Consider the following 12,959-nt stretch of genomic DNA (forward strand, 5'->3'; position numbering starts at 1 on the left):
TTTATATTATTAATTTTCTTTCTTTGACTTTTGTTTATCTGAATCTCCTTTTAATTTTGAATAAATACGGAACTTACGAGCCCTTTGTTCCTTCAGATCAACAATTTTTTCTTTAATTATTTCTTTAAAACCAAACAAACCACTCTTACTATCAACTTTATTAAAAATATCTCCATCATTACCAATAATAAGATCCAACTCATATTTAATGGAGGCAATTTTTTTTAAATTCACTATATTTTCTATATTATCTATAAATAAATTAAAAACATATTCCTTTTGTTTAAACAAGTTATCTAAAGCAACACTAATAGAATTAATAGAATCTAAGTCATTATCCTCCTGCAACATATCTAAATTAGAGTTACTCAAAATTTCACCATTCTCTTCTACAACATCCAAAGCATATATCCCAATATCTTGTAAAACTATCAACAAATTCAAAGCTGTATTCTCATATTCAGAAACTATTCTAGGATCATCAATCTTAACAGAAATCAATTTATTTACAATACTCTTTACTTTTTCAAGATATTCCACATTATATTTCATAGCAATATAAACACAATTTTTGGAATAATCATCTTTAAAATAATGATTAAAACCATGAAACATGCCATCAAATTTGGATTTATCAAAACCTTTAGAACCAACATCTAATGAAATCCTAAATTCCTGAACTTTTCTTTTTAATGATTCATAAGGTGTTATTGGCAAGGGAAGATCTCTATATAGATCTAAACTTTCTGTTGTATATGAATCTAAATTTAGTAGGTCAAAATTATCTAAATGTTTTGAAAGAACAACTTTGTGTACATCACCAAAATTATCTTTTCTAACAGCTGAACAACTAATGAATAAATTTAAAGCAACAATTATCAATACTCCCATACCTATTCTTGACATATATTCTCCTTATTAAAACTTAATCAATTATAACATCCCTCTACTCAAGAATAACAAAACTAAAAAATTAACATTCAAAATAACACCTACTAATCTTATATCAACACAATAAATACTTAAACATTTTAAATTAGCAAAAAAATACATATAAAACTATTTGGTCAATTCTTCAACTTTCTTAATAATTGCAAAGTTTAAGCTCTGTAAACTCAATTTATTAGCACCAACAGGAGCATCAAAAGGATTAAAAATCCTATTATAAATATCACTATCCCTACTAATCATACTGCTAAGATAAACGCTTATTGCTCTAGCCTTACTCTGAGGGTCTGCTAAATCAGAATATATTCCCATTGAACGTTCCAAAATTGCACTTAATTTACTTACTAAAACATTATGTTGCAATAAAACACTATCCAATTTAGATTTAAGATCTCTTAAACTAGCCACATTATCTCTCCTTTTCAATATATTTAAATTGGCTACATTTAAAATAACCCCTTTCTCATCCACAATATCACTTATATATTGAGTACTAATACTTAAATATCTAAGCAAATTAACAACTAAATCACAACCCTTCTTTTCACCTGAATTTACCAAACTTTTTATTATTGTCTTTAAATTACCTAAAGAATCAACATCATAATTTAAACTAGCATAAATTTCTCTTTTAACTTTTACATCATACCCAATTTTATAACCATATGAAGAACAAATTTGAAACATATCATCAAACTGAGCTTCATCAAATTCCATACAATCAAACTTTAATGTCCTTTTAATATTGTTAATACTTTGAAGTAACTCAGAATAAGCCAGAGAACCTTTATTGCCTTGGCCTTGCTTTTGCAATATTATATCTATACCAAAACTTGATAAAGCAGCAGTTCCCTTATTACTCTTACTCTTAGCATACCTCAAATATGGGTAACTTTCACCACTTAATAACGGTCCATCAGATGAACACCCTATTATCATCAAACAACTCAAAATAAAAAATATTAGACATATTATTTTCATCAAATAGCTCCTCTAACATAGAAATATTACAAAACAATACCCTGACATATGTAATGAAATATATTAAAACATTATATTTCATTATTATTAATTAACAAAGATTAAATTAATAATAATAAATATTTTTAATTTAATTAAAGATATTAATCTCTTTTAATCAAAAGAGTAACATCAAATACACAACTTTAAAAAAACATTAAAAAAACAATTATTTTGACATTCATAAACACAATTTTAAATTATCAAGTTCTTCTTCAAGTGCAACTCTTAAATATCTAAGACTTTTTAAACCATTAATCATTTCTCTAATATATCCTTGCGAACCAGTAATCAAATTTAACTTAAGTAAAAATTTATCATTATCATTAATAACATCTATTGCACCACTTAGCATATTTTTAACTTCATCCACAATAGTATTTCGTAGTTTCAGCATTTCATCTAAATAAGACTTAATTAAATTAATACCTGCTATATTATTACTACATCGCATCATACTCAAATTATCCTGACTAAAAATTCCATAATCTTCATCTATAACTTCTCTTACATAAATAGCACTAGCTCTCAAGCGATACAATAATATTAAAGCAATATCTTTATGATTAGCAGATATTAAAGTTTCTATCACCCTTTTCAAATTTGCAATAATCAAAGAATTATACTTTAAACTACTATAAACATCATCTTTTGCCTCATCATCACTAAAATCCATATCATATATACCAAAAATACCATTGTCAAACTGCAATTTAACTGACAAAAAAGCATCACGATTTTCACTATAAGAAGACTTAAGAGCATGCAAACTTTTCATTAATTGATCATAAACCACATTTGCTTGAGGATATTTATATCTAATCGGAGGTAATTGTGATGGAGCTGACGTGTTGCCACTTTGTGACAAATCATCAAAATTCATCACAACAACATCATCTGCTGAATCATTATGTACTTTACACGCCAAAAATAAATTTAGGATATAAAACATAAAAATTAATACATAAATCCTTATCATTAAATACCCTCCCTTAGCATTTCGTATAAATCATATAGAAAAGCCATTAAATGTAATTATACTACTTTTAAAGAGAATATCCCAAATATATAAATACATCTAGAATAAAGAACAATAATTTACTGTAATTCAAACTCATTGTAGCCATAATGTTTCTTTTAATTCCTCTAATTTTTTTATAATATCATTCTTTAACCCTAAAAGACTCTCATCACCCACATGAATTTTTTTATAAATAATTCCCGTATTCGAACCAATTATCCTTATATTACCATTAATACTTGATATACGATCAGCAGAAGCAACTTCCATGAATTTTTTTATGCTACTAAAAATATTCCTAATATCTTTAATTACACTTGCCCTTCTATATAATAATTCACCAAACATAGCATTAAGTGAACTAACAATATCCATATTATTCCCCTTCTTAATATTAACAAGATTAAAATCACTAATAACAACATCACTTGCTGTTATAACAGCAGAAACATATTGATCAATATCTCTTAAAGAAAATAATAAAGCTTTAATATTTTGTTTCCTATCCTCATCAATAAAGTCAAATAATCTAGCTATGAGATTTTTTAAAATCTCAATATCTTCAACATTATAATCTAAACTAGCATAAACACTATTTCTTTGACTTTCAGTTTTAAATTCATTATCAAATATAATATTGTCAAATGGAATTTCTTTATCAAAATCTTCCTTTTTTAATTTAAATGACTCATAATTGGAATGAAACATTCTTTTAAATTTTAAGTAATTTACTTTAAGTAACTCAACATCACTTCTTCCATCATGACCACTAAGTCCATCTTTACCATTATGACCCACAAATCCAGCTAGACCACGCTCCCCTATTTTACATCCAAATACTAACAACATTAAAATAAAAATTACTACATAAATTTTTTTCATAAAAACTCCTTTTAGAGCCTCAACATACTAGACATTGGTATTTATTTTCTTAATAATTAGATCTCTCAAACTTTTCAAGCTATCATTGTCTCCATAAATTTTTTCATAAATATTACCACCAACATCAATAATTGGAGCTAACTCAACTTTAAGATTTGAAGGACTTGATGAACCCAATGTTGCCAAATTTGGATTTTTCAGTAATACTTTAATATCATTAACAATACTTTCTCTTAAACCTAACATACCCATCAAAAGAAAATTAAGTTCAAAAACAGCAGACCTGTCAAAACTACGCAACCTATCCAAGTCAAAATCAGGAGTAAATAAATTTAAGTTTATAACCTCATCAATATAACTGGCACTATCTAATAGAGAATTCAAAAAATTTTTAGCAACATTATGATCTTGCGAAGTAGAACTACGACCTCCTACCAATAATCGTAAAATATGCAATACATCCTCAAAAACCAATTCATTACTCTTTACTGCAATACAAATATAATCTTTATTTTTATCTGATTGGAATTTATCCTCAAATGCAACATGTGAGAATATAGAAGACTTTTCAATAGAATCCTTAATTTTCTTAACATCACCAAGATTATAATTATAAGAACTCTTAAGGACTAAAAAGGCTGACATTAACAATTCAACATCACCATGATGATCTTGTCCCTTCTCTCCATCTCTTCCATCAGGACCCCTAAGACCCTGTATCCCAGTAGGCCCAACACATCCCAATATCACTAAAAAATTTACAACACATATTAATACATTCATTCTTTTCATAAAAACTCCCATTCTAAGAATCTATAAAAACTAAACTCTTCGTTTTAAATTTTTTATTTTATTTAAAATTGCCTCTTTTAAACTAAACAAACTATCAACACCTAAATTAACTTGTTTATAAATATTTCCTGATGAAGTAATAATTACATTTAATGAATTCATAATATTACGCATACTTGGGTTTCCAACATCGATATATCCCTTTAACATACTAAACAACAATCTAATATCATCTATTATCTTTTCTCTCCCCATCCACATCATCATTAACATAACATTAAGGTCACTAATACCTGCAACATCATCAATTTCATTTAATAAATCCAAACTAGGTTCCAATGCAGACAAAACTAATTTTACATGTCGAGCACTATCAACTAAAACATTCAATACATGTAAAGCATTACTCCTAATTATTTCATCCTTACTATCCACCAATATCTCTACAACCTTTTCTACTACCTTAATATCCTCAATGTTATATTTTAAGCTAGCATAAAAATCATTTCTTTGCTCAACATTGCTACCCGAAAATTCATCTTTAAATACACTATGAGAGAAAAAAGCTTCAGCATCAAAATTATTAACTTCAGAATCAAATTTTTCTCTATTAGCAGTATACGACCTATAAAGATTAAAAAAATTCATATACAAAATCGCAAGATCACCTCGTCCAGCCTTACCCGGTTTTCCATCAACCCCATCACTTCCTGCAAGCCCCATCCGACCTGAAGGGCCTTTAGCATCACAACCCGTAAATAACAAAACACCAAATGTAATACTCATTACCATACATATAAATTTCATTCAACCACTCCTCACTTCTCCTTCATAACTAAAAATACATTAAGATATCAATACTTATTATCTAAGTATAATTAGTTTCAAACAATAAGAAGTATTAGTTTATAATCATTATAACACAAATTATTAAAATAATTAAAACAATATATTAAATGACATTTATGTATATTTTTTACTATAATCAATATTAAAATATCCAATTAATTAATCAACTAATTGGATATATTATATTAATATACATAATGATCAATTGGCCTATCTTTAATACCATACCCTCAATATAAATAAGTAGTAATAGATATAATCAAATAGGATTTCAAACTTTAGAATATCTAAATAAATGTCTTATATTCTAATTTTAAGATAACTCATAAGAACGCTTCTTATTGTTAGTTAAATTTAAATTCATTTTGTTTAATCTCAATATGTTCCTGTTGTAAGTTCTCAGCAACATCCTGTTTACAAGACAAAATACTTAGCATACATAACACATACAGTACACATATTATAAATAACAAAACGCCTATTCGTTTCACACAATTCTCCTTTTCTAAAATTACATGATAATAATAATAGTAATAGTAATACTATATAATTAATAAGTTTTAATATTGATTATAATATAAAATATTATCACAAATAAAAAAACAATTTAAACTTTAAAAAAATAAATTTTATAGATATCAATCTAATATAAAAGACAATATATATCAAAAAAAGCAGACAACAGGATACTTATTTTAAAAATATAATTAATTATAAATTTTAACAAAAAAATTCATAAACTTAATAAGTTAATAATAACTACCTCTAAATTAGAAGTAGCTATTATTTATATAGAATATTGAAGAATTATTTTACTAAATATGCTATGCGAGTTACCATTCCTATAATAGAATAAGATGCATGCTGAATCTCTCTACTAGAATTATTCTCAAGCCCAATAGTTTGTTTTAACCCCCTCAACACTTCTTTTTTATTTTTCGATGCTAATGAGAGTATTTGTTCTTGAATTATCTTTACTGCATTGTCTCTTTCGATCATAAATTTTTCTAAGAGATCATTAAGTGCAATTATATCTTCCACGCTCTTACCATTTTTAATTCGATCTAAATTTGCAGTATTTAAATGATTATTGATAAGTTTTCTTGTATAATTTGAAATATTTAATAATAGATTAAATAAATGAGCTGCAACTCTTGTATCACCATAAGAATAAAGAGCAGGATATTTTAAATCCAAATTATTTAATATTTTCTCTAATCCCGTAATAACTTTAACATCACTCCCCAAAGCAGCATAAATATCTGATTGTTGCTCTGCAGAAGTAAAAATTGGCGACACCTTTTTAAAAGGAATACTTAATGAATAATGCCTTGGATTAAATCGTCTGCGTTCATGTATAAGTTTTGATTTATACTTTAATACTCTAGATTCAAATGCAGCATAAACTTCTTGTGCTGTTTTTTTAGGAATTAATAACTTAACTTTTCCATCAATCTTTAAATTTGACCTAAACTTACTTTTACTTTCAAGTTGCCTAGCATCACTCTTTTCATTTTTTGCAGATTTATTATCTTCAAACACTCTATCCCCAACTCTCTTGTTTGAAACATCCTTCTCTAAAACCTCCTTACCCAAATCTAGAGATTTTGCAACAACTTTGGTTAAATCTCTATCTTTTGCTACAATCTCTTTTGATTCAAGTTTTACTTTATCCAAAATTAAAGATTTTTGATCCTTTAAATCCGTTTGTTCAAGTGTTTCTGTTTGTTCAAGTGTTTTTTCACGTGAATAATTCTTTAAATTATCTTTTGATTGATGCATATCTAAAAAATTAGTAATTTCTGACAATTTAAGCTGCTTACAAGATATCATACCAAATGCATATAAAATTATGCCCAATCCTTGCATAAACTTCTCCTTTATCTTAGCGTTTACACCAACCAATATTTAAACTCAATATAACGCAATATAATGATATTTACTAAATGATTTATATAAAAAAAGAAAATTTTGCTAATATTTTTTTTTACTTTTTGTTATATGGTTTTTAATTATAATATTTAAAAAAATCTTGAGATTCCAATTCACAATCTCAAGATTTTTCTTTAATTTAACTATTCTTCAATCTTAATAATTGTTCTTCTAATGAGACGATTTCATAAGATAATGACTTAATATTGTTGTCATAACCGTCAACTAAACCAAGTGTTGCTCGCAATTTATTTAAAAATTTTTCTGTCTTCACTAATGATTTTAATAATGTCAATTCTTTTTTCATAGTTTCTACAGCACGAGATCTAACTTTAACAAACTCATCGAAAAACACTTACTAATTGACAAAAGCTTTTCTTTATTTTTATCCCTATAAATTTTACTAAGGCTTGCATTATCTAAATGATTCATAAATTTTTCAGAATAATGCCCAACTTGCCACACAAGAATAAGTAAATTATTAGCAAGCATCCACTCATCATTTTTACCTTCAGCAGATCTGTCATGCGAGGGCATTGCTTTTTCTAAATTCAAATTATTGAATATCAAACCCACATCCTTAATAGCCTGAACATCATATCCTAATCCAGCATAAAAATTTGATTGTCGTTTCAAATTATCATATTGTAAATCTATTTTTCTAAAAGGAATATTGTATGGATTACCAGCTAAATTACTTAAAGAAGCCTCATCTACAAGTGTAGCTTTATAACGATCCGTTTTATTTACAAGCACATTATAAAGCTCATCTATTACGCTTTGTTCTGAACCATTAATCGTAACCTCTACTGGACCAGGATTGCCACCATTTGTTGACCCATTAACTGTTGTACTACCTGATCTAGCAACACTACCGTTATTATCTACTTTCCCCAAAACATAAACAGATCTACCTCCAACATTCAATTGCCCCTCAACCCCCGGATTTTTCCTTAAAGTATCTAAGAGATCTTTACCACAAGATACCATAATAAAGCAAAACAAAAAATAAATTCTTATTACTCTCATAAATCATCCCCCTTTTCTTAAGGATTATTATATTGTAATTAATATAATATAACATCATCTACAATATAACATAAATTACAAAAAAATAATAAGTATAAAATTATCACATAATAACAAAAAAAGATTAAAAATTAACAGAATAACAAATAAAATGTATGATATACACGATATTCATTACATAAAATTTATATTTAATAAATATAAATTTTTAACACCAATAAATCAACTTTTAACTAAGACTCCAAATCGTAATTGCAATTGTGCTCATTAAATTTATATCTTGCCCAATTTCACCCTCATAAGCAACCATTTCCTTTATCCCTGTCAATACGGACTCTCTAGTAATTTTTGATTCTAAGTATGCTATTTGTAACTTGATTTTAGACATACAATTTTCTCTTAAAGTAATAAAGTCCTCCAAATGATTATAAATCTCAGTAATGCGCAATTTATCTTTGCTAGATTTAATATGAAGTAAAGTTTCATCACTCAAATAATAATTAACAAGTGTCTTAGCATAATCTGTAATATTATTTAAAAATTTTAATAATTTATAAGCAACATCAGCATCAATATTAATGAAATGAGGACTATTAAAATCAAGCTTATTTAATACATTTCCTAATTGTTTAATAACCTCCATATCGTATCCCAAACTAGAATAAATTTTATACTGCTTATCTGAATCGGCAAAATCTGATGAGATTTTCTTAAAAGGAATATTTAACAAAAATTTACCTGAATTAAATTGAGAATATAAACCATTAATTTCTTCTCTATAAGCAATCACTCTTGTCTTTAGAGTATAAAAAACCTGCTCTTTATCACTAATATTAAAAGACCCTTGTACACGTACATTACCACTACTTGTATTACGTTTTAAATCAAATACCTTTCTAACAGGTCGATTTTTTGCAATACTTCCCACACTATAAACCAAAGTACCTGTCAATAAACCAAATAATTTCATAAGTCTCTTCTCCCTATTACAATTAATATACTATATAGTAATCAATATAATAAAATACACAATATATATTTATATATAAAACAATATTGCAACAACTCAGTCCATGCATAATTTCATCACAATTCAAGGAATACTATTCACTTTTAATGTAAAAAACTAAAGAAAATTTTTAACATTCCTTAAATAATAAAACAAACAAAAACATTAAATGAGCTTATAAGCCCATTTAATGTTTAATTTATAACCAAATTTGAAATTAGCATAGCAAACTCTCTTAAAACACTAATTTTCATCTTATATTTACCCTCACCAAAATCCTTTTGTAATAAAGATATTATCTCACTCTCATCATCAATAGAGCCCAATGATTCTATATTATCCCTAATATCCTCAACAAGTTCTTCTTTTAATTGAACAATATTATCCAAAGCATCACTAATACGCTTAATGTCAATATCTCGTTCTCTAATATTTGCTAGAATTTCTTCATTTAAAAGCTCTAAAGAATCTTTGGGATATTGTGATAGTTCACTTAAAACTGATAACACATCATCAAAGACCTCTAAAATTCCATTAGAAATATTTGTTAACAATAACTTATCAAATAAGTTACCCAACCTTGCAATAAGACCAACATTATATCCTAATCCTGCATAAACTTTATCCTGTTCCTCCTCAAAACTAAAATCTGAAGAGATTTTATCAAAAGGAATATTAGAAAATAATTTAGTTAAATAAAACTGATCACGTTCATTTAAAAACTTTGCCTTGTAAGTTTGTACCTTCTCCAAAAGAGAATCATAAACTTTTCCCTCACCACCCAAATCGCTATCATCATTCTCAAAATTATCTCTAAATTCAACTTCCCTTTCTTCCAAAATTTTATTTCCATCAACCCTATCTGTCTTCTCTAAATTATCTTTATCAATTTCATCTCCACCATTAACACCCTCTCTAGCATCATTAGTTTGAAAATCATCTATCCTTTGTTGTTTTTCTATATCTAACTGAAAATCAAATTCATTTTCTGGAAATACTATTTGCTCCCCATCATCACTACTCTTAACACTATCTTCCGGATGATTAAAAATTTCATCCCATAAATCTGAACTTATAAATGACAGATTTGTCACTTCTGACTGGTTTAATTTATCCACTTTTTTTAAATTACGTGTACCACCAACCTCATCTTTTTGGTTAAAATCTTTATCCATTCTCTCCTCTAAAGACCAATATCTACAAGAAATCATATTCATTACACACAACAAATAAAATATCAAACCTAATATTTTCATATGCTTCTCCTTCCTTAAGATTGTATATCTTTAAATTCAATATTTAATAATACCAATACAATTTAATACTTATTATTATATAATATAATTATATTTATTCAAGAAGATGTTATAAATCACATCACAACTTTAAAACATTCTTATCAAATGAATCAAAATCACTCCAAGTTAATAACACTAAGACAAATAAAAACTCAAATATTAACCAACATGTAAACAAAAAATAGTCTCTCTCATGTAAAAATACTTAAAAATTACTTATTATTATAAAATTTCAAATGTTATTAAATAAGTTTGATAATTAAAGACAATACCTGTAGTAAAGAATAAATCACATTTATTTAATCAAACATTTAATTATGGTTAATGGTCCACTTTTTAGGTCCTCAAAATCTCTAATAAGTCTAGTATTTGATAGACCTATCGTTAATTCACCGTCAGGAAATTTTAAAAAAACATTCACAATACTATTATTAAAAACCTTTAACATAGTCTCTCTATCAGCTCCTTCAGCTACCAATTTAATTAATATGGCTTCAAGATCCTGATCCAAACTTGCTTTTTTCTTTATAAAATCAACTAAATAATAATAAATTAAAGCAAGTTCTTTATCTGTCTTAGTAGTCTTAAGTCGCTCTAAAGTTTCATCATTAAAATCATCATTAACAAGCCTTTTTAAAACTTTTGAATTTTCGTCTAAATAAGATAAAAAAATAGAAAAACGCGATGCATCTCCCAAAATACTACTATAAGTCGGTAATATTAATGTATGAAACATATATTCCAAACCATAAATAGCTTTAACATTATAGTTTAAGCTTTCAAAAATAAAATTTGCATCACTATAAACTGGAAATATCTTTGATAAGGGAAACTTAAACTCAGGCTTAGACTCACCCTCTTTTAATTTAAATGTCCTACCATTAAGTTTATCTCTATACTCTTTGACTAACCTATGAATCTTATAAAAAGTCACATAACGAGGATCAATGACTACAAGCCTTATAAATGATAAATTAGAACACACATCTTTATCATCTGCATCATTCACATTTTCACTTGACTTATCAACATTCTTTTCACTACAAGATAAGATGAACAATATACATAATATAATATTAATTCTTCTCATAAATATTCCCTTTTTCATATATAAATATATAAACATATATACACAAATTTCAACAATAATATTCAAAAAATATAATTATATTTGCATAAACAATCATATTCTCCTTGCATTTATATACATATCTACCTTGGGCAAATCCTTTACGATTTCAATAACTAATTCTTGAATAGTTTTTGCAAAATCAGAACTATCAGCAATTTTCTTCTGAATCCCTCCATCTCTAATAATCTTACCAAGTTCCGCCTCCATTAACCTTCTGTAACGTTTTAAGTTTGCCGCACTATTTATAACATTTTTAAAATCCGATATCAATTCATCTCTTAATTGCATAAACAATAATAATAAATTGGTGATACTCGAAACATTTTCCACTGTAATCTCATTACTCATCTTAATTTTTTCTAATACTTCATCACTAAAGAGATTAACAACAAAATTAATATGATATGCAAGTTGCTCTAAATTAAATAATAAAAGAGATGCAATTCTTACATCCACCTTATCTATATTTCTCTCTGAAAGCGGTATATCAATAAAAGTTAATCCCACATTTAATGTATTGAGTATCTCTCTTAATGCATTAATGCAATCAAGATCATATCCTAAAACCATATAAATATTGCGACTCTTATTAACTCCATCACAATAAGTATCAAATTCCAAATTTCCCTTTTGAAGAGCTGACATCTTACCATAACATGACAACTCTTTAACAATATCCTTGCTATATTGATTAATAACAGAAATAGAACTCTTACTCAAACCACTATTTCTATATTCATAATCAATCAACAATTTAAAAAAAGAAACTAAAGATTCTAAATCATTATAAGCTCTACTTACTGAACTTCTAAAAAATGGAATCAATTCAAATGTTGAAAATGCGAATTTATCATTATTAATCTTCTCTCCATCATTCAAAACAGCATCAGATCTGCATCCTAACACAAAATTTAACACACATAAGACAATAAAAAACCTTATCATAAATTTCTCCCCTAATATTATCAATATTTTAACAAATAGTAATATACTCTATAACGATATGTCAAATTACTATATATATAAATATATAGATTAGAAATACCT

General features: G+C 26.5%; 14 protein-coding genes. All 14 read right to left on the bottom strand.

The window, feature by feature from the left end; genetic code table 11:
• Nucleotides 1-9: 9 nt before the first annotated feature.
• The 14 genes from BDU_RS04690 to BDU_RS04745 all read right to left on the bottom strand — a co-directional run bounded on the left by BDU_RS04690 (nt 10) and on the right by BDU_RS04745 (nt 12,857).
• Nucleotides 10-906: a hypothetical protein gene (locus tag BDU_RS04690; protein ID WP_012539393.1), complete on the bottom strand. Its 897-nt coding sequence runs from the start codon at nt 904-906 to the stop codon at nt 10-12.
• 153 nt (nt 907-1,059) lie between these two features.
• The gene (locus BDU_RS04695; RefSeq protein ID WP_143705848.1) at nt 1,060-1,929 is read right to left on the bottom strand and encodes a complement regulator-acquiring protein; all 870 of its coding nucleotides are present in this window, start codon (nt 1,927-1,929) and stop codon (nt 1,060-1,062) included.
• 220 nt (nt 1,930-2,149) lie between these two features.
• A complete protein-coding gene (locus tag BDU_RS04700; protein WP_012539395.1) occupies nt 2,150-2,947 on the bottom strand; it encodes a hypothetical protein in 798 nt (265 codons plus the stop codon).
• A 135-nt stretch (nt 2,948-3,082) separates the two neighbouring features.
• Entirely contained in the window at nt 3,083-3,871 is a 789-nt protein-coding gene (locus BDU_RS04705) for a hypothetical protein (RefSeq protein ID WP_012539396.1), read from the bottom strand.
• Nucleotides 3,872-3,898: 27 nt separating this feature from the next.
• On the bottom strand, nt 3,899-4,663 hold the full coding sequence (locus tag BDU_RS04710) for a transcription antitermination NusB family protein (protein ID WP_318250797.1): 765 nt from the start codon (nt 4,661-4,663) through the stop codon (nt 3,899-3,901).
• Between the two features lie 30 nt (nt 4,664-4,693).
• Nucleotides 4,694-5,470: a hypothetical protein gene (locus BDU_RS04715; RefSeq protein ID WP_012539398.1), complete on the bottom strand. Its 777-nt coding sequence runs from the start codon at nt 5,468-5,470 to the stop codon at nt 4,694-4,696.
• A 386-nt stretch (nt 5,471-5,856) separates the two neighbouring features.
• Nucleotides 5,857-6,003 (bottom strand): hypothetical protein, encoded by a 147-nt coding sequence (locus BDU_RS08245; RefSeq protein WP_014683145.1) that lies wholly within the window; start codon nt 6,001-6,003, stop codon nt 5,857-5,859.
• A gap of 316 nt (nt 6,004-6,319) precedes the next feature.
• Nucleotides 6,320-7,381 carry a hypothetical protein gene (locus BDU_RS04720; protein ID WP_049752268.1) on the bottom strand — a complete coding sequence of 354 codons (1,062 nt, stop codon included), beginning with the start codon at nt 7,379-7,381 and terminating at the stop codon, nt 6,320-6,322.
• A gap of 202 nt (nt 7,382-7,583) precedes the next feature.
• On the bottom strand, nt 7,584-7,751 hold the full coding sequence (locus BDU_RS08580; RefSeq protein ID WP_318250798.1) for a hypothetical protein: 168 nt from the start codon (nt 7,749-7,751) through the stop codon (nt 7,584-7,586).
• Nucleotides 7,752-7,756: 5 nt separating this feature from the next.
• Complete coding sequence (locus BDU_RS04725; protein ID WP_012539400.1) at nt 7,757-8,473, bottom strand: hypothetical protein; 717 nt, start codon at nt 8,471-8,473, stop codon at nt 7,757-7,759.
• A 229-nt stretch (nt 8,474-8,702) separates the two neighbouring features.
• Entirely contained in the window at nt 8,703-9,443 is a 741-nt protein-coding gene (locus BDU_RS04730; protein WP_012539401.1) for a hypothetical protein, read from the bottom strand.
• A 233-nt stretch (nt 9,444-9,676) separates the two neighbouring features.
• Nucleotides 9,677-10,657: a hypothetical protein gene (locus tag BDU_RS04735; RefSeq protein ID WP_318250799.1), complete on the bottom strand. Its 981-nt coding sequence runs from the start codon at nt 10,655-10,657 to the stop codon at nt 9,677-9,679.
• Nucleotides 10,658-11,075: 418 nt separating this feature from the next.
• Nucleotides 11,076-11,870 carry a hypothetical protein gene (locus tag BDU_RS04740; RefSeq protein ID WP_318250800.1) on the bottom strand — a complete coding sequence of 265 codons (795 nt, stop codon included), beginning with the start codon at nt 11,868-11,870 and terminating at the stop codon, nt 11,076-11,078.
• 93 nt (nt 11,871-11,963) lie between these two features.
• A complete protein-coding gene (locus BDU_RS04745; protein WP_041177815.1) occupies nt 11,964-12,857 on the bottom strand; it encodes a hypothetical protein in 894 nt (297 codons plus the stop codon).
• Between the last annotated feature and the right edge of the window lie 102 nt (nt 12,858-12,959).

Origin of the sequence: Borrelia duttonii Ly (assembly GCF_000019685.1) — a bacterium.
Classification (GTDB): Bacteria; Spirochaetota; Spirochaetia; order Borreliales; family Borreliaceae; genus Borrelia; species Borrelia duttonii.

Bases quoted from the DNA above. Each gene is read 5' to 3' on its own strand.
- BDU_RS04695 (WP_143705848.1), bottom strand. From the start codon at position 1,929: ATGAAAATAATATGTCTAATATTTTTTATTTTGAGTTGTTTGATGATA.
- BDU_RS04730 (WP_012539401.1), bottom strand. From the start codon at position 9,443: ATGAAATTATTTGGTTTATTGACAGGTACTTTGGTTTATAGTGTGGGA.
- BDU_RS04745 (WP_041177815.1), bottom strand. From the start codon at position 12,857: ATGATAAGGTTTTTTATTGTCTTATGTGTGTTAAATTTTGTGTTAGGA.
- BDU_RS04725 (WP_012539400.1), bottom strand. From the start codon at position 8,473: ATGAGAGTAATAAGAATTTATTTTTTGTTTTGCTTTATTATGGTATCT.
- BDU_RS04705 (WP_012539396.1), bottom strand. From the start codon at position 3,871: ATGAAAAAAATTTATGTAGTAATTTTTATTTTAATGTTGTTAGTATTT.
- BDU_RS04715 (WP_012539398.1), bottom strand. From the start codon at position 5,470: ATGAAATTTATATGTATGGTAATGAGTATTACATTTGGTGTTTTGTTA.
- BDU_RS04710 (WP_318250797.1), bottom strand. From the start codon at position 4,663: ATGAAAAGAATGAATGTATTAATATGTGTTGTAAATTTTTTAGTGATA.
- BDU_RS04700 (WP_012539395.1), bottom strand. From the start codon at position 2,947: ATGATAAGGATTTATGTATTAATTTTTATGTTTTATATCCTAAATTTA.
- BDU_RS04690 (WP_012539393.1), bottom strand. From the start codon at position 906: ATGTCAAGAATAGGTATGGGAGTATTGATAATTGTTGCTTTAAATTTA.
- BDU_RS08580 (WP_318250798.1), bottom strand. From the start codon at position 7,751: ATGAAAAAAGAATTGACATTATTAAAATCATTAGTGAAGACAGAAAAA.
- BDU_RS04735 (WP_318250799.1), bottom strand. From the start codon at position 10,657: ATGGATAAAGATTTTAACCAAAAAGATGAGGTTGGTGGTACACGTAAT.
- BDU_RS04740 (WP_318250800.1), bottom strand. From the start codon at position 11,870: ATGAGAAGAATTAATATTATATTATGTATATTGTTCATCTTATCTTGT.
- BDU_RS04720 (WP_049752268.1), bottom strand. From the start codon at position 7,381: ATGCAAGGATTGGGCATAATTTTATATGCATTTGGTATGATATCTTGT.